21 protein-coding genes are annotated in these 20,312 nt (G+C 67.1%); 15 read left to right on the plus strand and 6 right to left on the minus strand.

Translation table 11 applies throughout. The features are described from left to right. Positions 1-60: 60 nt before the first annotated feature. From NV1_RS10495 to NV1_RS10515, 5 genes are read left to right on the plus strand one after another with little or no spacing between them, the layout of a single operon-like run. Complete coding sequence (locus tag NV1_RS10495; protein ID WP_067888989.1) at positions 61-753, plus strand: response regulator; 693 nt, start codon at positions 61-63, stop codon at positions 751-753. A 50-nt stretch (positions 754-803) separates the two neighbouring features. Continuing rightward, a complete protein-coding gene (locus tag NV1_RS10500) occupies positions 804-1,274 on the plus strand; it encodes an OsmC family protein (RefSeq protein ID WP_067888471.1) in 471 nt (156 codons plus the stop codon). Continuing rightward, on the plus strand, positions 1,271-1,549 hold the full coding sequence (locus NV1_RS10505; RefSeq protein ID WP_067888473.1) for an acylphosphatase: 279 nt from the start codon (positions 1,271-1,273) through the stop codon (positions 1,547-1,549). The genes NV1_RS10500 and NV1_RS10505 overlap by 4 nt, the downstream gene beginning before the upstream one ends. Before the next feature lie 25 nt (positions 1,550-1,574). Then, positions 1,575-2,501 carry a hypothetical protein gene (locus NV1_RS45585; RefSeq protein ID WP_245713640.1) on the plus strand — a complete coding sequence of 309 codons (927 nt, stop codon included), beginning with the start codon at positions 1,575-1,577 and terminating at the stop codon, positions 2,499-2,501. Then, complete coding sequence (locus NV1_RS10515) at positions 2,502-3,665, plus strand: glutathionylspermidine synthase family protein (RefSeq protein WP_067888476.1); 1,164 nt, start codon at positions 2,502-2,504, stop codon at positions 3,663-3,665. A 93-nt stretch (positions 3,666-3,758) separates the two neighbouring features. Here the strand turns inward: NV1_RS10515 and coaD are convergent, their stop codons facing one another. Continuing rightward, complete coding sequence (coaD, locus tag NV1_RS10520) at positions 3,759-4,244, minus strand: pantetheine-phosphate adenylyltransferase (protein ID WP_067888479.1); 486 nt, start codon at positions 4,242-4,244, stop codon at positions 3,759-3,761. A 55-nt stretch (positions 4,245-4,299) separates the two neighbouring features. Then, positions 4,300-4,818, minus strand: coding sequence for a GtrA family protein (locus NV1_RS10525; protein WP_245713641.1), 519 nt, complete (start codon positions 4,816-4,818; stop codon positions 4,300-4,302). A gap of 227 nt (positions 4,819-5,045) precedes the next feature. Between NV1_RS10525 and NV1_RS10530 the strand changes: the two genes are divergently transcribed. The 6 genes from NV1_RS10530 (at position 5,046) to NV1_RS10555 (ending at position 9,080) form a co-directional block, all read left to right on the plus strand. Beyond that, positions 5,046-5,792, plus strand: coding sequence for a DivIVA domain-containing protein (locus NV1_RS10530; protein WP_067888482.1), 747 nt, complete (start codon positions 5,046-5,048; stop codon positions 5,790-5,792). A 103-nt stretch (positions 5,793-5,895) separates the two neighbouring features. Continuing rightward, a complete protein-coding gene (locus NV1_RS10535; protein WP_174557424.1) occupies positions 5,896-6,498 on the plus strand; it encodes a YceD family protein in 603 nt (200 codons plus the stop codon). A gap of 63 nt (positions 6,499-6,561) precedes the next feature. Next, positions 6,562-6,744, plus strand: a complete 183-nt coding sequence (gene rpmF / locus NV1_RS10540; RefSeq protein ID WP_040826295.1) for a 50S ribosomal protein L32 — start codon at positions 6,562-6,564, stop codon at positions 6,742-6,744. A 19-nt stretch (positions 6,745-6,763) separates the two neighbouring features. Continuing rightward, positions 6,764-7,498, plus strand: a complete 735-nt coding sequence (rnc, locus tag NV1_RS10545; protein ID WP_067888486.1) for a ribonuclease III — start codon at positions 6,764-6,766, stop codon at positions 7,496-7,498. Continuing rightward, positions 7,499-8,356 (plus strand): bifunctional DNA-formamidopyrimidine glycosylase/DNA-(apurinic or apyrimidinic site) lyase, encoded by an 858-nt coding sequence (gene mutM, locus NV1_RS10550; protein WP_067888488.1) that lies wholly within the window; start codon positions 7,499-7,501, stop codon positions 8,354-8,356. Positions 8,357-8,435: 79 nt separating this feature from the next. After that, positions 8,436-9,080: a dihydrofolate reductase family protein gene (locus NV1_RS10555; RefSeq protein ID WP_084525239.1), complete on the plus strand. Its 645-nt coding sequence runs from the start codon at positions 8,436-8,438 to the stop codon at positions 9,078-9,080. 153 nt (positions 9,081-9,233) lie between these two features. Here NV1_RS10555 and NV1_RS10560 read toward each other — a convergent pair whose 3' ends face one another. After that, positions 9,234-9,533, minus strand: a complete 300-nt coding sequence (locus NV1_RS10560; protein ID WP_157116756.1) for a helix-turn-helix domain-containing protein — start codon at positions 9,531-9,533, stop codon at positions 9,234-9,236. A gap of 310 nt (positions 9,534-9,843) precedes the next feature. Here NV1_RS10560 and NV1_RS10565 point away from each other — a divergent pair, with 310 nt between their 5' ends. From NV1_RS10565 to NV1_RS10575, 3 genes are all read left to right on the plus strand, one after another. Then, on the plus strand, positions 9,844-11,415 hold the full coding sequence (locus tag NV1_RS10565) for an FAD-dependent monooxygenase (RefSeq protein ID WP_169813311.1): 1,572 nt from the start codon (positions 9,844-9,846) through the stop codon (positions 11,413-11,415). A gap of 258 nt (positions 11,416-11,673) precedes the next feature. Further along, positions 11,674-12,708: a protein kinase family protein gene (locus NV1_RS10570; protein WP_067888497.1), complete on the plus strand. Its 1,035-nt coding sequence runs from the start codon at positions 11,674-11,676 to the stop codon at positions 12,706-12,708. A 528-nt stretch (positions 12,709-13,236) separates the two neighbouring features. Continuing rightward, the gene (locus tag NV1_RS10575) at positions 13,237-14,280 is read left to right on the plus strand and encodes a PHP domain-containing protein (RefSeq protein ID WP_067888500.1); all 1,044 of its coding nucleotides are present in this window, start codon (positions 13,237-13,239) and stop codon (positions 14,278-14,280) included. 1 nt (position 14,281) lies between these two features. Here the strand turns inward: NV1_RS10575 and NV1_RS10580 are convergent, their stop codons facing one another. Beyond that, positions 14,282-14,905, minus strand: a complete 624-nt coding sequence (locus NV1_RS10580; protein ID WP_067889000.1) for a LysE/ArgO family amino acid transporter — start codon at positions 14,903-14,905, stop codon at positions 14,282-14,284. A 72-nt stretch (positions 14,906-14,977) separates the two neighbouring features. Here NV1_RS10580 and NV1_RS10585 point away from each other — a divergent pair, with 72 nt between their 5' ends. Then, a complete protein-coding gene (locus tag NV1_RS10585) occupies positions 14,978-15,886 on the plus strand; it encodes a LysR family transcriptional regulator ArgP (protein WP_067888503.1) in 909 nt (302 codons plus the stop codon). 354 nt (positions 15,887-16,240) lie between these two features. Here NV1_RS10585 and rsmD read toward each other — a convergent pair whose 3' ends face one another. Further along, complete coding sequence (gene rsmD / locus NV1_RS10590; RefSeq protein ID WP_067888506.1) at positions 16,241-16,798, minus strand: 16S rRNA (guanine(966)-N(2))-methyltransferase RsmD; 558 nt, start codon at positions 16,796-16,798, stop codon at positions 16,241-16,243. Between the two features lie 87 nt (positions 16,799-16,885). After that, a complete protein-coding gene (locus tag NV1_RS10595; protein ID WP_067888509.1) occupies positions 16,886-20,290 on the minus strand; it encodes a pyruvate carboxylase in 3,405 nt (1,134 codons plus the stop codon). Positions 20,291-20,312: the final 22 nt, after the last annotated feature.

Below are 20,312 nucleotides of genomic sequence, written 5' to 3' on the forward strand. Positions count from 1 at the left end.
GCGAGCACGAACAACGGGGACCCGGTGCGCCCCCAGAGCGGCTCCCGCGACCGCGATCAGATCGGTGCCGCGTCGACGAAAGTCCTTGTGGTGGACGACGAACCGCAGATCCTGCGCGCGCTGCGGATCAACCTGTCGGTGCGCGGCTACGAGGTGATCACCGCGGCCACGGGTGCGGCGGCCCTGCGAGCAGCGGCGGAAAAACATCCGGATGTGGTGGTGCTCGACCTTGGTTTACCCGATATGGACGGTATCGATGTGCTGGCCGGTCTGCGCGGCTGGAGCACCACCCCGGTGATCGTGCTGTCCGCGCGCACCGATTCCGCGGACAAGGTCGAGGCGCTGGACGCCGGAGCCGACGACTACGTCACCAAACCGTTCGGCATGGACGAGCTGCTGGCGCGCCTGCGCGCCGCGGTCCGGCGCGGCGCGACCGCCACCGAGGGTATCGATCCGATCGTGCAGACCTCCTCGTTCACCGTGGACCTGTCGGCGAAGAAGGTCGTCAAACACGGCGGTGACGTCCACCTCACCCCGACCGAATGGGGCGTGCTCGAAATGCTCGTGCGCAATCAGGGCAAACTCGTCGGCCGCCGCGAACTGCTCCGCGAGGTCTGGGGCCCCTCGTACGCCACCGAAACCCATTATCTCCGTGTCTATCTCGCCCAACTCCGCCGCAAACTCGAAGACGACCCGTCACACCCCAAACACCTGCTCACCGAGGCAGGCATGGGCTACCGGTTCTGTGTCTGATGGCCTCGAGCGAAGCGGAGGCCGAGAATAGAGCATGGCAGGATTGTGTAATGGCTGAACAGACCTCGACCAGCACCGCCGCGGCTACCTCCGGCGCGGATGGCAAGACGCCGACCTCGCTGTGGGTGGAGCGCACCGGGACGCGGCGGTATACCGGACGCAGTTCGCGGGGGGCCGAGGTGCTGATCGGCTCGGACGGGGTGCAGGGTGTGTTCACCCCCGGTGAGCTGCTCAAGATCGCACTGGCCGCGTGCACGGGGATGAGTTCGGACTTCCCGCTGTCGAACCGGCTCGGCGAGAACTACGACGCCACCATCCGCGTCTCCGGCGACGCCGACCGCGAGAACGAGGTGTATCCGGAGCTGAACGAGATCGTCGAACTCGATCTGTCCGAACTGGACGAGGCCGGACGCCAACGTTTGCTGGTGACCGTGCAGCGGGCCATCGACAAGGTATGCACCGTCGGTCGCACGTTGAAGGCCGGATCGCAGGTGAACCTGTCGTTCCAGGTGGATGCGTGAGCGATCCCGTCCGGCTCAGCGCCTGGGTGCACGGCCGCGTGCAGGGTGTGGGTTTTCGCTGGTGGACCCGTGCCCGCGCGCTCGAACTGGGCCTGACCGGATACGCGCGGAACGCCGCCGACGGCCGGGTCCACGTCATCGCGGAGGGCCCGCGGGAGCATTGCGAGAAATTGCTGGAGCTGCTGCGATCGGGGACAACTCCGGGCCGGGTGGATCTGGTTGTGGAAGACTGGGGTGCCGGCCAGGGTGAGCTCTCGGGCTTCGCAGAACGGTAACCGGCGGGGAACAGGGAGTAGCACGGTGGCAACGGAACATCCGGGTATGGAGGCGTACAGCCCCGACCCCGGCGAGGCAGGCAGCTCGCACCCCACCGAGGACTCCGAGCCCACCGCACGGATGAAATCCCCTGATCCGCAAGGTCGGGGCTTCGCCGAACCCGAGCCGACGCACCCGCTGCCGGGCATGCCGAATCCGACGCTGCCGCTGCCCGTTCTCGGTGGCGCCGATCCGACGGCAGCCCTGCCCGGTCTCGGCGGGGCGGCGGCGGATACACCCGGTTCCAGTGAGCCGGATCGGACGGTGACCGCGCCTGCTCTCGGCATCCCCGATGAGACGAAGGTCAGCCCGCAGCCCGCGGCTCCCGACATCGGCGGCGCGATCTATCCCCCACCTGATGACGACGCGCCGCGCGGCCGGATCGAACGTCAGGAACCGGGCGTCACCCAGCCTCGCCCGCCGACGGTCGCCGAGGCGCGGGCGCGGGACAAGGCGCGCAAGCGGGCCGAGGAGGCCGAACACGCGGCCGCCCTCGCCCTCGCGGAGAAACAGCGCAAACGCAAGCGGGCACTCATCGGCGGCGCGGCCATCGTGGGCGTGGCCGCGGTGATCGGCGCGGGCTATCTGGCCTGCCAGGCGTCCGAACCCGATGTCACCGCCTACTGCACCACCGACAACAACGGCCAGCAGACCGTCGTCGACGACAACGACTGTGTCGCCGCGCAGAGCTACGCCACCAGCACCGGCGCGTACCACAGCGGACTGCCGGCGGTCTTCTTCTTCAACGGACACCAGTACCGGTACTACTACGGCGGCACCAACACCGTCGGCCGTCCTGCGGCCGGCGGTAGTTTCAGCGCACCGTCCAATGCGCATGTCAGTACCAAGAGCGGCACCGTGATTCGCGGCGGCCTGGGTTCCAAGAGCGGCGGAAAGTCGGGAGGTTCATAGATGCGCCGGGTGCGCGAACGGCCGCGTGCCGGTTGGCAGCGGATCATCGCCGATCAGGGCCTGGTCTTCGGCTCCCCGGGCCGCGACGTGGACGGTCGGCCCCGTCCGTACTGGGACGAGTCGGTGCACTACGAATTCGACCTGGACGAGATCCTCGCGATGGAGGCGCAGGTCGAGGTGCTGCACACCATGTGCCTGCACGCCGCCGAACAGGTCGTGCTGACCGAGCGGTTCGCCGATTTCGGTCTGCCCGAATGGAGTTGGGGCCCGATCGCCGAATCCTGGCGTCGCTCGGACCCTTTCGTCTACGGCCGCTTCGACCTGCGCTACGACGGCCGCGGTCCGGCGAAACTGCTGGAGTACAACGCCGATACGCCGACCTCGTTGCTGGAGGCGGCTATCGTGCAGTGGCACTGGCTCACCGACGTGCACGAGGGCGACGACCAGTGGAATTCGTTGCACGAGAAGCTCGTCGAACGCTGGGGCGAGCTGCGCAGGCAGCTCCCGAAGGGCGCACTGCACTTCACCTGGTCCTCGGCCGATGCCAGCGGCGAGGACAACGTCACGACCGCCTATATGCAGGAGACCGCCGCCGAGGCCGGATTCGACACCGTCGCACTGCCGATCGAGGAGGTCGGCTGGGACAGCGAGCTGGAACGCTTCGTGGATCTGGCCGAGGCGCCGATCGAATCGCTCTTCAAGCTGTATCCGTGGGAATGGGCCCTGGACGACGACTTCGGCAAGCGCGTGGTCGACTCACTGCCGGAGACCATGTGGGTCGAACCGCTGTGGAAGGCCCTGCTGTCCAACAAGGCATTGCTCGCGGTGCTGTGGGAGATGTATCCCGGCCATCCGAATCTGTTGCCCGCCTACATCGATGAGCCGCACGAGCTCACCGAATACATCCGCAAACCCAAGCTCGGCCGCGAGGGCGCGAATATGACCATCGTCGGCGGCGGCATGGAGACCTCGACCGGCGGCGTCTACGGCGAAGAGGGCTACGTCTACCAGTTGCTCGATCCGCTACCGGATTTCGACGGTATGCGCCCGGTCCTGGGCGCGTGGATCGTCGGCGACGAGTCCGCGGGCCTGGGCATCCGCGAAACCCCGGGCCTCATCACCGACGATTCCTCGACCTTCGTCCCGCACCGGATCGGTGCCTGATCTGCCTCCGCTTCGCTCCGGCGTGTTCGCGACCCTCGAGGCTCGCCGCGACCTGGCGTTCCATCGAAGGTTCACCGCACGAAGTGGCGACGGTCAGCCGCGACGTTCGGCCAGCCGGGCAAGCAGGCGCTTGTGTACGCCGGGCGGGAGCATGTCGGTGACGTCCCCGCCGAAGGCGGCGACCTCCTTCACCAGGGAGCTGGACAGGTAGCTGTAGAGCGGGTTGGTCGCGATGAAGAAGGTGTCGACGCCCGAGAGCTTCTTGTTCATCTGCGCCATCTGCAGCTCGTAGCCGAAGTCGGTGGCATCGCGCAGTCCCTTGACGATGGCGGTGAGGCCCTGTTCCCGGGCGAAATCGACCAGCAGGCCGTGCCAGGATGCCACCCGGACGTTCGGCAGATCCGCGGTGACCTCGCGCAACATCTCGATGCGCTCGTCCACGTCGAACATGCCCTGCTTCTTGTTGTTGATCAGCACCGTCACGACGACCTCGTCGAATTGCGCTGCCGCGCGGGCGAAGACGTCCAGGTGTCCATTCGTCACCGGATCGAACGATCCGGGGCACATTGCTCCAGCCATGCGGTAATTCTGGACTCCCCTTCGCCACGACGGGGCCGCGGCCCCCGGCGGATCGTCAGAAGACCCAGAGACGCAGGCTCAGGAAACGCAAGGTCCCCACTGCCGCGGTGATCACGATGACGGCGATCGCCTCGGCGATATCGCCCATCCCGGGAGCCACCACGTCCAGCAGGGCCAGCGCCGCCGACGTGATCGCCAACCCGGCCAGGGCCAGGCCGCCCCCCTCTATCTGGGCGGCCGGCCAGCCGACGCGATCGGCGGCGTGGAAGGTCAGGCGACGATGCAGTTCGTTGGCGATCGCGGTACTCACGACCGAACCGATCAGATTGGCCACCTGCGGTCCCTCGCCGTAACTGGCCATGAACAGCAGGAAGTATCCGACGTTGCTCAGTCCGCCGACGACGGCGAAACGGATCAGCTGAGCCGGCCACCGGTCGCTACGCAGATAGTCTCCGAGCCGGCCGAACGCGCCATGAAGCCGGGTGGCCACGATCCGCTCGGGTTCGGTGGATGCAGCGAATTCGGGCTCTGGGGTCACCCCCATGCCCGGATCCGCCGGATACAGCACAGCCATCGTGATTCCGATCAGGACATCGCCGGGCCGGGGCCCGGCTGATCTACCGCTCGGTAAGAATTTAGCACTCAACCGGAGAGATTTCCTCCACTTGTTTGTGTGGGATAGGAAACACCAGCCGACACACCGCCGGTGAACCCCGGGGGCACCGCCGGTACGAGGCACACTGGGCTACGACGGCAGAGATGTTCGCCATCGCAAGTTCGGCAGGAGAGTGGGGTCAGCAGATGTACCGCGTATTCGAGGCACTCGACGAACTCGTCGCGATCGTCGAAGAGGCACGCGGGATCCCTCCCACGCGCAACTGCATCATTCCCCGCGGTGACGTGCTCGAACTCCTGGACGACGTACGCGAGGCGATCCCGGGCGAACTGGACGACGCCCAGGATGTGCTCGATCACCGGGACAAGATCGTCAACGACGCCACCGACTCCGCCGAGAACACGGTCACCAGCGCGAACGCCCAGGCCGATCAGACCGTATCCGCCGCGCGCGAGGAGGCCGACCGCATTCTCGCCGACGCCAAGGCACACGCCGACCGCATGGTCGCCGAGGCCCGCGCGCACGCGGATCACATGGTCGCCACCGCCACCGCCGAGGCCGACCGGATCGTCACCGAGGGCAAGGCCGAATTCGACGCCGTCACCGGTCGCGCGCGTGCGGAGTCCGAGCGGATGATCGCCGCCGGTCAGTCCTCCTACGAACGTTCGGTCGCAGAGGGCCAGGCCGAACAGGACCGCATGGTCCAGCAGACCGAGGTGGTGCGGGCCGCGCACGCCGAATCCGCGCGGCTGATCGATTCGGCGCAGGCCGAGGCGGACCGGTTGCGCGGGGAGTGCGACCAGTACGTCGACGGCAAACTCGCCGATTTCGAGGAGATCCTGCACGGCACGATGCGCATCGTGGACCGCGGGCGGCATCAGCTGCGCACCGGCACGGGCATCCCGGATTACGCCGGCGACTTCCGCCGCTGATCCGGCAGGTTGCCGCGTCATCGAGGCGATTTCGGTTCGACCAGGCGTATTCGGTATCGTGGACTGGTTACCCATCCATGCCTACAGGTGAAGTGAGTTCGTGATGCCCGCCGACTCCGGTCCCGGTTCGCGTCGTCGTCCGCGCGACGCGGGTTTCGTGCTGGATACACGCAGTCTCGGACGCAAACCAGGCTCGATGAAGACACTGCGGCGTTCGGTGACCGTGCCGGACAGGATCGGGCTGGACCTGATCGCCATTCCGGCCGATGCCGAGGTGGATCTGGACCTGACGCTGCAATCGGTCTCGGAGGGCGTCCTGGTCACCGGTTCGGTGACCGCGCCGGTCGCCGGGGAGTGCTCACGCTGCCTGGAATCGTTCACCGACGAGGTCGTTTTGCAGGTGACCGAGCTGTTCGCCTATCCGGACAGCGCCACCGAGCAGACCACCGAGGAGGACGAGATCTATCGTCTCGTCGACGACATGATCGATCTCGAACCGGTCGTCAGGGATATGGTCGGCCTGGAACTTCCGCTGCAACCGCTGTGCGAACCGGACTGTCCCGGATTGTGCGCCGAATGCGGTGTGCGGATGGCGATTGCGGGTTCTGATCACCGGCATGAGATACTGGACCCTCGCTGGGCTGGGCTCGCCAAATTCACGGCCGAATCCCCCGGCACGGGCGGCACCGCCGCCGACCTCAATTAGACGTAGACGGATTTCCCGCGGGCCCGCACAGGTCCGCAGGAGAGAATTTAAGGAGAAGCAGTCGTGGCCGTTCCGAAGCGCCGGATGTCCCGTTCCAACACCCGCTCCCGGCGCAGCCAGTGGAAGGCCACCGCGCCGACCCTGATCACCTGCCCCAACCGGGCCTGCGGCGAGAAGACCCTCCCGCACATCGCGTGCCCGAACTGCGGCACCTACAAGGGCCGCCAGGTCGCTTCGGCGGTTTGATCGCACCGGCAGCGCAGAAGTGACCGCCAGTAAGGACCGCGCGGACGCACCCGCCGTGGGTGAGTCCGCCGATCACGCAAGCCTGCTCGAGGCACTCGGCGTCGATCTGCGCGAGGATCTGCTGCGCCTGGCCCTCACCCACCGCTCCTACGCATACGAGAACGGTGGTCTGCCCACCAACGAACGCCTGGAATTCCTGGGCGATTCGGTGCTCGGCCTGAGCATCACCGAGCGGCTGTATCTCGAGCACCCGGACAAGTCCGAGGGTGAGCTCGCGAAGCTGCGCGCCAGCGTGGTGAACATGCACGCGCTGGCCGAGGTCGCGCGCGGGCTGGGCGAGGGCGGCCTGGGCCGGCATCTGCTGCTGGGTAAAGGCGAGGAGATGACCGGCGGCCGCGACAAGCCGAGCATCCTCGCCGACGGGATGGAGTCGCTGCTGGGCGCGGTCCATCTCGATCACGGCATCCAGGTGGCGCGCGAGGTGGTCCTGCGGCTGTTCGCCGAACTGCTCGAGCGTGGTCCGCGCATGGGCGCGGGTCTGGACTGGAAGACCAGCCTGCAGGAGCTGACCGCCGAACGCGGTATCGGCGTGCCCGCATACGAGATCACCTCGACCGGCCCGGATCACGACAAGGAGTTCACCGCGACCGCGGTGATCGGTGGTCAGGCATACGGTTCGGGTGTCGGCCGGTCCAAGAAGGAAGCCGAACAGAAGGCCGCCGGGGCTGCCTGGCAGTCTCTGAATGAGGGGTAGATGCCCGAACTTCCCGAGGTCGAGGTTGTCCGACGCGGCCTCGCCGATCATGTGGTCGGTCATATCGTCGAATCCGTCACGGTGAAACATCCCCGCTCGGTGCGCAGACATGTGCTCGGCGGGGATGATCTGTCGGCGCGGATGTCCGGTCTGCGGGTCGAATCCGCCCAGCGCCGCGGCAAATTCCTCTGGCTGACCTTCGACGATCCGGAGATCGCGCTGGTGGTGCATCTCGGGATGAGCGGGCAGATGCTGGTCCAGCCCGCCGGTGCCCCGCTGGAGAAGCACGCGCACATCGTGGCCACCCTCGATTCGGGTGCGCAGCTGCGGTTCGTGGACCAACGCACCTTCGGCGGCTGGGCGCTGCATCCGCTGGTCGAGGTCGACGGCACCCCGGTGCCCGAAGCGGTCGCGCATATCGCCCGCGATCCGCTGGATCCGCTGTTCGACGCCGATGCGGTGGTGCGCAAGATGCGCGCCAAATCCTCCGATGTGAAACGGGTGCTGCTGGATCAGACCGTGATCTCCGGTATCGGCAACATCTACGCCGACGAGGCCCTGTGGCGGGCCGGCATCCACGGCGAGCGCAGCGCTGGCAAACTCACCCGGCCCGCACTGCACGGGCTGCTCACCGATGTGCGGACGGTGATGTCCGAGGCGCTCGGCGCCGGCGGAACCTCCTTCGACGCGCTGTACGTCAACGTGAACGGGCAGTCCGGCTATTTCGAACGCTCGCTGGCCGCCTACGGGCGCGAGGACGAGCCGTGCCGCCGGTGCGGTGCGCCGATCCGGCGGGAGAAATTCATGAACCGGTCCTCCTACTCCTGCCCGCGCTGTCAGCCCCGTCCGCGACGCTAGCCGCGAAAACCCGACGGTTGCGGATTTGCTCGCGCTACGGTCTTCAGTACGGCCACGTCCCGGCTGTTGAGGAGGACAGATGCGCAAACTGACCTACTACGTTGCCTCGACGATCGACGGTTTCATCGCCACCGATGACGGTTCGGTGGATTTCTTCCCGGTCGGCGGCGATCACGTCCCGGTGATCACCGCGCAGTATCCGGAAACCCTGCCGACCAAGGTGCGCGAGGCACAGGGCCTCGACCAACCCGCGACCACCTTCGATACGGTCTTGATGGGCCGCCGGACGCACGATTTCGGCGTCCGCACCGGAACCTCGAGTCCATACGCGCACCTGCGCCAGTTCGTGGTCTCCAGCACCCTGCCCGAAAGCCCCGCCGCCGACGTCGAGCTCATCTCCGCCGATCCGCTCGCGCGGGTGCGAGAGCTCAAACGCGAACCGGGCCTTGGCATCTGGTTGTGCGGGGGCGGCCAGCTCGCCCAGGCGCTGCTGCCGGAGATCGACCAGATCTTCCTGAAGCTGCACCCGATCGTGCTGGGTAGCGGGCGCCCGCTGTTCGGAACGGGATCGCGTCTGCCCGAACCGAATCGGTTCCGTGTGCTCACCAGCCGCGTATTCGAGGACGGCGTGGCCTTCCTGAAGTACGTGCATATCCGCCTCTCCGTGACTTCAGCGGGCTCCCCCGCCGCTTTCGCGGAACCACCGCGAACCCACCGCCGGTGAGACGCCGACCCGCACCGCTCGGCTATGGAAGTAGTCCACCAGTTCGGACGTAGCCGGACAGCCGGGGCGGGAGAACCGATCGCGAGCGCAGCCGGCCCCGGAGTTGCAAAGTTGCGGTCCCGAACCCTCGCCGGTGCACGCCATCGACTTCCGCTATGCCCTCGTACTCCAGAAACGTTCCGGGTGACGGCGGCCGGTCCTCCGGCGGGGGTCATCGGCACGGTTGCTGATCACGGCCTCGAAACGTGCGCGCTGCTCGTCATCGAGCCGCCGGAGGGTGGTGTCCATGCACTCCGAGTACTTCGCCCCCAATGTGATGCTCTCACCTCTGCGTTCCCATTTGCCGACCGCTTCCACCGAGCATCCGATCCGGGCGGCGAACTGAACCTGTACGTCCCGCAACGCCGCACGGAGCGCGGCGACCTCGAGCCCGGTCCACTTGGCGATCGTCATCGTTCGGGCCACCTCCCCTGCCAGCCGTCTACCACAAGCGTACGGGTTCGGTACAGGTCCAGTACAGGCTCGGTGAGTCCTGCAAGCCCAGTCGCACCGCGATGCTGGGAACAAGCACTTCCTCGGCGAATTCTCCGGGGCCGGTGAGCGAACCACGCAACGGTGATGGCGGCCACGGCCGCCTACCGATACCTACGTTCTCCGACCGGGGAAGCAGGGAGGCCCGCCCACATCCGCTCGATTGATGTCCGGGGGTCTCGTCGGTAAGCGGGGACGTTGTCCGCCCCGCGTGATTCAGGAAGGTTTTCCCATGTCCGATATTTCTGTTCTCATTGTGGGTGCGGGCCCGGCCGGGTCGACGCTGGCTATCGAATTGGCGCGGCGGAATGTGTCATGTCGGGTGATCGATCGGGCGGGTGGTCCGACGATCACATCCCGGGCGTTCACGGTGCATGCGCGTACCCTCGAGCAGCTCGAAGCGGTGGGGCTCGTCGAGAGTTTCCTCAGCCGAGGCTTGGTCAGCACGTCTATGGATTATCGGTTTCCGGGCGTGGACAAGGTCGCTCGACTGGATTTCACGCAGTTGCGGGACACCCATTACCCGTTCATTCTCATCAATAACCAGAACGCTACCGAGGCGCTGCTGCGGGCGCATCTGTCGTCGATGAATGTCCCGGTGGAGTGGGGCACGGCATTGCGGGAATTCACCGTAGACCCCGCGGGTGGAGTGACCGCGACACTGGTGCGGTCCGACGGCGGCAGCGAAGTCGTGCACGCAGAATGGCTGGTCGGGTGTGATGGCTTGCGTTCCACCGTGAGGAAAAAGCTCGAGCTGGGTTTCGCCGGTGACGAATACGCGGGTCACATGCGGATGATGGACGTGCCGTTGCACGGATTTCCTCTGGCAGACAACCGAATCCATTATCTGCACGGCGAGGGCCGCATGGTGCTGGTTACCAAGCTCCCGGGAGTCAACTATCGGGTGCTGATCAGCGAGCTGGGCGGATCCGCGATCACCGACATAGAAGTCGCGCAAGCAGAATTCCAGCAAGCCCTCGACGAGCATTTCGGTGGCGCGGTCGAGGTCGGTGTTCCGGAGTGGACCACACGATTCGTGCTGTGGAAGCGACTGAGCGCGGCGTTTCGGCGAGGCCCGGTGTTGCTGTGCGGAGACGCCGGGCACATCCACTCCCCGGCGGGCGGGATGGGATTGAACGCGGGCATGGGCGACGCGTTCAACCTGGGCTGGAAGCTCGCAGCCCTGGTCAATGGCGACGCGCACCCAGTATTGCTGGACAGTTACGAGGCCGAGCGGCGACCGATCGCGGCGCAGGTGATCGAGGCGACCGACATGCTGCACCAGGTGATCATGGCGCACGACCGCCCCATGGAAGAACGCATCGCGATCGCCGAAGCACCCGGCTTCAACGACCGTGCCGTTGCACGCATCTCCGGTCTCGCACACAGCTACCGCCACACCATGCGCGCGCCCGGTGGGCTCGAGGGGCCCGCCGTCGGGGACCGTGCCCCCAACGTGGCCCTGGACGCCCGCACCAGTGTGCACGATTTGCTGCATCACACCGACTACACGCTGCTGGTCATACATCACAGCCCGCGCTCGGCGTGGGAGCACGCAGCACTGCCCGCGCGGGTTGCTCAGCGGTTCGGCGACCGGATCAGGGTGACGGTGATCAGCTCACCCGGGCGCGCGGGCGCACCGAGCAACACCCTGATCACCGACACCGACCGCATCCACAACCTCTACGGCACACCGAACTCGGCCGCTGCCTGCCTGATCCGGCCCGACGGTCATATCGCTGCCCGCGTCCCGCTCGCCGAGTTCGGCCGGGCGCTCGCGGACCTCGAGACGGTCCTGACCTGACCCTCACGCCCGCCGGGAGGCCGCTGCGTAACGCGCTGACCACGGCCGAGCCCGCCAACGCGCTGAGCCGGCTGCAGCCGGCCCGGCTGCTGGTCCAACTCGAGTCCGGCAACTGCGAAATCTCGTATCAGATGCTCGACGAGCTCTCGCAGGACCACCCGACCCGCCCCCGCGGTTCGCTGCAGTTCGCCACCGGCATCCTGGATGCGCGGGGCGGGCGAACATCGCCTTCACCGTCCTGAGCGCTAGTACAGTCTGATGTCCATGTCCTTTCTGTGCTCCGAAACACGCCTGGCCGCATATGGTTCCGTCGCGACGTCCCTGGCTCTGCTCAGCGATCGCGCGCTGCGGCAGGCGCTGGACGCCGCGGAGCCGGTCGGATCGGGCATCGGCGGGAAGTCGGCGCTGTTCGAGGTCGCCGGGAGGCAGGTGTTCGTCAAGCAGGTGCCGCTGACCGACTTGGAACTGCGGCCGGAGAACGTCCGTTCCACGGCCAATCTCTTCGAGCTGCCGATGTTCTGCCACTACGGCATCGGCGGCCCGGGCTTCGGAGCGTGGCGCGAACTCGCCGCACATGCCATGACCACGAACTGGGCGATCACGGGCGGGTTCGCGGGCTTCCCGTTGATGTACCACTGGCGGGTGCTGCCGGATACGACGCCGCTGCCCGATGAACTGGCCGATGTCGATCGGGTCGTCGACTATTGGGAAGGCGGGGCGCAGGTGCGGCGACGCCTAGAGGAGCTGCGCTCGTCCTCGGCTAGCATCGCGCTGTTCCTGGAATACATCCCGCGGAACCTGTTCGGCTGGCTCGGTGAGCAGCTCCGGGCCGGCGGCGAGGCCGCCGACCGCGCGTTGGCCATGACGGATCGGAACCTGGCGGCGGGTATCGCGTTCATGAACGCCAACGGCCTGCTGCACTTCGACGCCCACTTCGAGAATCTCCTCACCGACGGCGAACGCCTGTACTTCGCGGACTACGGACTGGCGATCTCCTCCCGGTTCGAGCTGGCACATGACGAGCTGGCCTTTTTCGAGCGGCACCGGAACTACGACCGCTGCTACTCCGCCATGTACACGGGGCAGTGGCTGGTCACCGAACTCTTCGGCGCCGGACGCGTCGAGCGCGAATCCCGCCTGCGTGCGTACGCGTCAGGCCAGGCGCCGACCGGGATCCCGGAGACCGCCGCGGCGATCCTCGCCCGCGACGCGCCCGTCGTCGTCGCGATGACGGACTTCTTCACTGTGCTCCGCCACGAGACCAGGCGGGCGCCGTACCCGGCAGGGCTCTGATCCGGACGGCGGATCGGCTCCACTCGGTTCCAGCGAGCCGGACAGACGGACCGTGTACCGGATTGCCCGGGCTGCATGATCGTCCCGAGCGGGATAATCAACCCGGGCGTTGGAGGTCGGACAAACGAACCCAACACCGCCCGGTGCGTCTCGAAACGGGCTGTCTGGGAGGCGTATCAGAAACACGGGGGTGGCGTCCGCGTGCCGGGCGGGCCCACAGTGGCCGACCGGATCGTGTCAGCCAACAGCACCCGAGCGCGCCAACGGCAATTATGCATATCACATACATGTCCGGGTGACATTTGGGTATCGTCGCAGCTCAGAAGTCAAACTGGCCAACGACACTCAGTACCTTCCAACCTTGACAACCGGATCAATCGCAAGCTGGGTCGATGCGAGTACATGGAGGTACCCATGTACTCACGGCATCGGTCGTTGCACCGGGTAGCGGGACGGTCGGTGACGCGAAGCTCACCGAGTCACTGTTGAAAGCGTGTCCGAGTTTCGGACGTACCCCAGGAGTCGTTCATGTCCTCACCGGATGAGGTGGCCGGGGCGTTGAAAGCACAAGCGGCGCTTCGGGAGATCGCGTTCTGGATGGAGCGTGGGCGGGCGCAGACGCATCGGGTCAAGGCGTACCGCCGGGCGGCCGACGCGGTGGCGGCGTTGTCGGACGCCGAATTCGAGCGATTTCGGAAAAGCGGTGACTGGCAGGATATTTCGGGGATCGGGCCGAAGACGGGAGCCGTGATCGCTCAGGCGGCGGACGGACAGGTTCCCGCGAAGTTGGCCGAATTACGTTCGGAGGCAAGGCCGATCGCGCCCGAGGGAGCGGAGATCCGCAAGCTGTTGCGGGGGGATCTGCATACGCATTCGGACTGGTCCGATGGTGGTAGTCCGATCGAGGAGATGATGCGTACGGCGATCGCGCTCGGGCACGAATACTGTGCGCTGACCGATCATTCACCGCGGCTGCGGGTCGCCAACGGGCTGTCCGCCGAGCGGTTGCGCCGTCAGCTCGACGTGGTCGCCGAGCTGAACGAGCGGCTGGCGCCGTTCCGGATCCTGACCGCCATCGAGGTCGACATCCTCGACGACGGTTCGCTCGATCAGCGCGCGGATCTGCTCGCCGAACTCGATATAGTCGTGGCGAGCGTGCATTCCCACCTGCGCGCGGACAGCGCGACCATGACCAGGCGCATGGTCACCGCAGTCGCGAATCCGGATGTGGACGTCCTCGGACACTGCACCGGACGACTGGTCGAAGGTCAGCGCGGCATCCGGCCCGAATCGGAGTTCGACGCCGAACTCGTCTTCGAGGCGTGCCATCGCTTCGGGACCGCCGTGGAGATCAACAGCCGCCCGGAACGTCGCGATCCGCCCGGACGGCTGATCCGGTTGGCCGTCGAGGTGGGCTGCCATTTCGCCATCGATACCGACGCCCATGCGCCGGGACAACTGGACTGGCAAAGTTACGGCTGCGCGCGGGCGCTGGCCAACGGTGTCGATCCGGACCGGATCGTCAACACCTGGCCGTTGGATCGGCTGTTGGACTTCGCCGGCGCGCACTGACTCAATGCTGCAGCACCAGCACGGCGCCCAGGGTGAACATGATCAGGGCGATCACCGAATCCAGTGCGCGCCAAGCGGTTCGGCGAGCGAATAGCGGACCGAGCAGGCGAGCGCCGAAGCCGAGGCCGGTGAACCACAGGATGCTGCCGAGCATCGCCCCGGCGGCCAGAAACCACCGGTACGCGCCCGCGTAGGTGCTGGCGAACGAACCCAGCAGGACCACGGTGTCGAGGTAGACGTTCGGATTGAGCCAGGTCATCCCGAGGCAGGTGAGCAGCGTCGCACCCAGCGCCACCGAGGCGCCGGACGGTTCGCCGGTGATCGCCCCCGGCGACAGTGCCCGCCGTGCCGCCATGATCCCGTAGCCGATCAGGAACGCCGCCCCGGCGTACCGCGCCACCACCAGCACCGTGGGAGCCGACCGGATGATCGCGCCGAGTCCGGCCACGCCCGCGGCGATGAGCACCACGTCCGAGACCGCGCACACCGCCACCACGGCGAGCACGTGCTCGCGGCGGATGCCCTGACGCAGGACGAAGGTGTTCTGCGCGCCGATCACGACGATCAGTGAGAGTCCGAAACCCAGGCCCGACAGGGTGGCCTGCACGGCCGACGACGTATTCACCGGCTCCACGGTAAGTGCGGGCTTTCAGCCAGGCCAGCTAATGTTTCTCAACTATCATTAGAATTCCTTGATATGGATCTGCAGCTGGATCAGCTCCGGGCCTTGGACGCGGCCGTCGCCGAGGGCACCTTCGAGGCGGCCGCGCGACGGCTGCGGGTCACCCCGTCGGCGGTCAGTCAGCGCATCAAGGCACTCGAGCATGCGGTCGGGCGCATCCTGCTGCAACGTACGAAACCCGTGCGCCCCACCGAATCCGGGCTCGCGGTACTCCGCCTGGCCCGTCAGATCGAATTGCTGACCGGCGATACCGCCCGCGAACTCGGCGCCGCCGCAAGCGAATACGGCGAGGCGGGCCCCGAGGCGGACCGGCGCGTCCGGCTGCCGATCGCGGTCAACGCCGATTCGCTCGAGACCTGGGTGATGCCCGCGCTGTCCGGCGCGCCTGCCGGGGTCTGCTTCGAAATCCACCGCGAGGACGAGGAACACACCACGCGCCTGCTGCGCAACGGCACCGTCATGGCCGCGATCACCGCCACCGCCCAGCCGGTGCAGGGCTGCCGGGTGCGCCGCCTGGGTTCGATGCGCTACCGCCCCATGGCTACTCCGGAGTTCGCCCGGACCTGGTTCCCCGAAGGCGCGACCGCACGCGCCGTCGCGCTGGCCCCGGTGATCATGTTCGATGACAAGGACGACCTCCAGGACCGGCTCATGCGCCGCCGCACCCGGCGTCCGGTCGACCCGCCCCGGCACTACATCCCCGCCACCTCCAGCTACGCCGAGGCCGTCCGCCTCGGCCTGGGCTGGGGCCTGCTGCCCGACCTCCAGATCGACCTGCACGGCTATGCGAAGTCGCTGGTCACCATAGACGAATCGCTGCACATCGACGTCGCCCTGTATTGGCAGCAATGGCGACTCGACTCGCCCGCCCTCACCTGGGTCGCCACCGCCATAGCCGACGCCGCCGCCGAATCTCTGCTCTGAAGGCCACGCACCGGCTCATCACCGCCCTGACCACTCATGTCGCAGACACCGCCTGTCGATTCCACACCGGCCGGGTAGACACCGCCGCCATAGCCGACGTCGACGGCACCTGCACATTCACCGTGCGTACCGGGGCCTGTGTCGCGGAATGCCGTGGCCGCGCCGAACGAGTCTCACCGTAGCGGCGGCCGCGATACGCGGAAAAGTCGGTGGGCGAGGCAGTGTGGCGAGGATGGGTGATATGTCCGACGACGAGGGCGTCGGGACACCGCCGGGTGTCGGCGGCGAGAACGGCCAGACGGTGATCGCAACGCTGGCTGGAGCGTGGGACGGGCGGAGCCGGCCCGAGACTGCTCAGGGTTCGTAGTCGGCGGATTCGATGCGGGTCTCGCCGTAGCGGCGTTCCCGATGTGCGGAAAACCCTGTGGGCCACGAGGTTTCGGGGGAACGGGTGGCGCGTTCGATGACGACGAGGGCGTCCGGATACAACCAGCCGTTGGTGGCGAGAGCGGCCAGATCGGCGGTGATCGCGGCGCTGTCCAGGGCGTAGGGCGGGTCGGACAGCACCAGGTCGTACGGTTCGGGCGGGGCGGTGGCCAGTACGGAAGATACTGTGCCGATACGTAATTCACCGCCGGGCAGACCCAGATCGGCGATATTGCCGCGGACCACCGCCGCCGCCTTGCGATCGGATTCGACCAGCAGCGCGTGGGATGCGCCGCGGGACAACGCCTCCAGGCCGAGCGCCCCCGAGCCCGCATACAGGTCGAGCACCCGAATGCCGTCGAAATCCATTCGCGCACACAACATGCTGAACAGCGCCTCACGCACCCGGTCCGAGGTCGGCCGGGTCCCGGCGGGCGGCACCCGCAACCGCCGCCCGCCCGCGACTCCGGCAACGATCCGTGTCATCGGGATACGCTCCCGCCCAAGAGATCTCGCGAGTCACCGCCGGTGAACGACCTCACCGGCGGTCCCCGGATGTCCGCCGACGCCCGCTCACTCGGCGGCGGTCTCGTCCGGGCGGACGTCCACCAGCAGGTCGCCGCCCTCCACCTGCTGCACCCGGCCGATGGCGACGCGAGCGACGGTGCCCGCGCGGGGCGCGGTGATGGCGGCCTCCATCTTCATCGCCTCGATGGTGCCGATGGTGTCGCCCGCGGCGATGCGGTCGCCCTCGGTCACGACCAGGGTGACCACGCCGGCGAAGGGTGCGGCGATATGGCCGGGATCGGATTTGTCGGCCTTCTCCGCGGCCGGAATCTCGCTGGCGATCGAACGGTCGCGCACCATGACCGGCCGCAGCTGGCCGTTGAGAATGCACATCACCGTGCGCATACCGCGTTCGTCGGGTTCGGAGATCGCCTCGAGGCCGATGAGCAGCGTCACCCCCTTCTCCAGCTGGACCCGATGCTCCTCGCCGTGCCGCAGACCGTAGAAGTACTGGTTCGTGGACAGTCCGGAGGTATCGCCGAATTTCTCCCGGTGCGCCAGGAATTCGGTGGTGGGGCCGGGGAACAGCAAGCGGTTCAACGTCTCTCGGCGCTGCGCCGAATCGCCGTTCAACCCGGTCTCGTCCTCCGCGGTGAGCTCGGTCTCGGGTTTGGCCGGACCGCGCCCGGCCAGCGCCCGGCTCCGGAACGGCTCGGGCCATCCGCCCGCGGGCGTACCGAGTTCCCCACGCAGGAATCCGATCACCGAATCGGGAATGTCGTAGCGGCCGGGATCGGTGGCGAAATCGTCCACCGTCACTCCGGACCCGACCAGCGACAGCGCCAGATCGCCGACCACCTTCGAGGACGGGGTCACCTTCACCAGACGACCCAGGAGCCGGTCCGCCGCGGCGTATTTCGCCTCCACCTCCTCGAACCGATCGCCCAGGCCCAGGGCGATGGCCTGCTGCCGCAGATTCGACAGCTGACCGCCCGGGATCTCGTGCTCGTAGACGCGCCCGGTGGGACTCGGCAGCCCGGATTCGAAGGGCGCGTAGCCTTTTCGCAACGCCTCCCAGTACGGCTCCAGATCACAGACGTTCTGCAGGTTGATTCCACTGTCGTACGGCGAATTAGCCGCCGCGGCAACGATTGCCGACAACGCGGGCTGAGAGGTGGTGCCGGCCAGGGGCGCGCTGGCACCGTCCACCGCGTCGGCCCCGGCCTGCCATGCGGCCAGATATGTCGCGAGCTGACCGCCCGGGGTGTCGTGCGTGTGCACGTGCACCGGCAGATCGAAATTACTGCGCAGCGCGGTGACCAGGGTGTGCGCCGCGGGCGCGCGCAGCAGCCCGGCCATATCCTTGATCGCGATGACGTGCGCGCCGGCCTCGACGATCTGCTCGGCCAGCTTCAGGTAATAGTCCAGGGTGTAGAGATTCTCGTCCGGATTCGACAGGTCACCGGTATAGGACAGCGCGACTTCCGCGATCGTGGTCCCGGTCTCGCGCACCGCATCGATCGCCGGACGCATCTGATCGACGTTGTTCAACGCGTCGAAGATCCGGAAGATATCAATACCGCTGCCGGTCGCTTCCTGAACGAATGCGCGCGTGACCTTTTCCGGATACGGCGTGTACCCCACCGTATTGCGCCCGCGCAGCAGCATCTGCAGGTTGATGTTCGGGATCGCCTCCCGCAACGCCGCCAGACGCTCCCACGGATCCTCGTGCAGGAATCGCAACGCCACGTCGTACGTTGCCCCGCCCCAACATTCGATCGACAACAACTCCGGCGTCATCCGCGCCACGTGCCCAGCGACCTGCAACAGGCTGTTGGTGCGTACCCGGGTGGCCAGCAGCGACTGATGCGCGTCGCGGAAGGTGGTGTCGGTCACCGCGATCGCGCTCTGCTGCCGCAGCGCCTGCGCGAAACCCTCCGGGCCCAACCGCAACAGCCGCTGACGCGAGCCGTCCGGCGGCGGCACGGTCAGATCCAGCGCGGGCAGTTTGTCCTGCGGGTAGACCGCCGTGGGCCGCTCACCGTGCGGTTTGTTGACGGTGATATCGGCCAGATAGTTCAGGATCCTGGTACCGCGGTCCGCGGAACCGCGCTGGGTCAGCAAATGCGGCCGCTCATCGATGAACGACGTGGTGATCCGTCCGGCCCGGAAATCCGGATCGTCCAGCACCGCTTGCAGGAAAGGGATATTCGTGGACACGCCGCGAATCCGGAATTCGGCGACCGCTCGCCGCGCCCGCGCCACGGCCGTGGCGAAATCCCTTCCGCGACACGTGAGTTTGACCAGCATCGAGTCGAAATGCGCGGCGACCTCGGCGCCCAGATTGGCTCCGCCATCCAGTCGGATCCCGCTGCCGCCGGGACTGCGGTACGCGGTGATCCGCCCGGTATCGGGCCGGAATCCGTTGGCCGGATCCTCGGTCGTGATCCGGCACTGCAACGCCGCGCCGTGAATGCTGATCGAATCCTGGCTCAGCCCCAGCGATTCCAGCGTTTCCCCCGCCGCGATGCGCAGCTGCGACTGGACCAGATCGACGTCGGTGATCTCCTCGGTCACCGTATGTTCCACCTGGATACGGGGATTCATCTCGATGAACACGTGGTTGCCGCGCTCGTCCAGCAGGAACTCCACGGTGCCCGCGCAGCTGTATCCGATCTCCCGGGCGAAGGCCACCGCGTCGGCGCAAATACGCTCGCGCAGTGCGGGATCCAGATTCGGCGCGGGCGCGAGTTCGATCACCTTCTGGTGCCGCCGCTGTAGCGAACAATCGCGCTCGTACAGGTGGATCACATTGCCGTGGCCATCGGCCAGGATCTGCACCTCGATATGGCGCGGATTGATCACCGCCTGCTCGAGGAAGACCGTGGCATCGCCGAAGGCCGATTCGGCCTCGCGCATCGCGGCCTCGATGGATTCGCGCAATTGGGCCCGCTGCGCCACGCGCCGCATACCGCGTCCGCCACCACCCGCGACGGCCTTGACGAAGACCGGGAATTCCATCGATTCCGCGGCGGCCAGCAGTTCGGAAACATCGGCCGACGGTTCACTCGAGGCCAGCACCGGCAGGCCCGCCGCCCGCGCGGCCGCGATCGCGCGGGCCTTGTTACCGGTCAATTCGAGCACATCGGACGAGGGACCGATGAAGGTGATGCCCTCACTGGCGCAGGCCGCGGCAAGATCGGGATTCTCCGACAGAAATCCGTAACCGGGATAGATCGCATCGACCCCGGCGGTCTTGGCGGCGGAGATGATTTCCGGGATCGACAGGTAGGCCCGGACCGGATGGCCGGGCACGCCGATCTGATAAGCCTCGTCGGCCTTGAGCCGGTGCACCGAGTTGCGGTCCTCGTAGGGGAACACCGCGACGGTTCCGACTCCGAGTTCGTAGGCGGCGCGGAACGCCCGAATGGCGATTTCCCCGCGGTTGGCGACGAGCACTTTGGAGAACATCCGCTAAAGGTACCTGCCCGGA

This window comes from Nocardia vaccinii NBRC 15922, from assembly GCF_001613305.1.
Classification (GTDB): Bacteria; Actinomycetota; Actinomycetes; order Mycobacteriales; family Mycobacteriaceae; genus Nocardia; species Nocardia vaccinii.

Excerpts from the sequence above, each read along its gene's own strand:
- NV1_RS10500 (WP_067888471.1), top strand. The coding sequence starts at position 804 with ATGGCTGAACAGACCTCGACCAGCACCGCCGCGGCTACCTCCGGCGCG.
- NV1_RS10515 (WP_067888476.1), top strand. The coding sequence starts at position 2,502 with ATGCGCCGGGTGCGCGAACGGCCGCGTGCCGGTTGGCAGCGGATCATC.
- coaD (WP_067888479.1), bottom strand. The coding sequence starts at position 4,244 with ATGGCTGGAGCAATGTGCCCCGGATCGTTCGATCCGGTGACGAATGGA.
- NV1_RS10525 (WP_245713641.1), bottom strand. The coding sequence starts at position 4,818 with ATGGCTGTGCTGTATCCGGCGGATCCGGGCATGGGGGTGACCCCAGAG.
- NV1_RS10530 (WP_067888482.1), top strand. The coding sequence starts at position 5,046 with ATGTACCGCGTATTCGAGGCACTCGACGAACTCGTCGCGATCGTCGAA.
- NV1_RS10535 (WP_174557424.1), top strand. The coding sequence starts at position 5,896 with ATGCCCGCCGACTCCGGTCCCGGTTCGCGTCGTCGTCCGCGCGACGCG.
- mutM (WP_067888488.1), top strand. The coding sequence starts at position 7,499 with ATGCCCGAACTTCCCGAGGTCGAGGTTGTCCGACGCGGCCTCGCCGAT.
- NV1_RS10555 (WP_084525239.1), top strand. The coding sequence starts at position 8,436 with ATGCGCAAACTGACCTACTACGTTGCCTCGACGATCGACGGTTTCATC.
- NV1_RS10560 (WP_157116756.1), bottom strand. The coding sequence starts at position 9,533 with ATGACGATCGCCAAGTGGACCGGGCTCGAGGTCGCCGCGCTCCGTGCG.
- NV1_RS10565 (WP_169813311.1), top strand. The coding sequence starts at position 9,844 with ATGTCCGATATTTCTGTTCTCATTGTGGGTGCGGGCCCGGCCGGGTCG.
- NV1_RS10570 (WP_067888497.1), top strand. The coding sequence starts at position 11,674 with ATGTCCATGTCCTTTCTGTGCTCCGAAACACGCCTGGCCGCATATGGT.
- NV1_RS10575 (WP_067888500.1), top strand. The coding sequence starts at position 13,237 with ATGTCCTCACCGGATGAGGTGGCCGGGGCGTTGAAAGCACAAGCGGCG.
- NV1_RS10585 (WP_067888503.1), top strand. The coding sequence starts at position 14,978 with ATGGATCTGCAGCTGGATCAGCTCCGGGCCTTGGACGCGGCCGTCGCC.
- rsmD (WP_067888506.1), bottom strand. The coding sequence starts at position 16,798 with ATGACACGGATCGTTGCCGGAGTCGCGGGCGGGCGGCGGTTGCGGGTG.
- NV1_RS10595 (WP_067888509.1), bottom strand. The coding sequence starts at position 20,290 with ATGTTCTCCAAAGTGCTCGTCGCCAACCGCGGGGAAATCGCCATTCGG.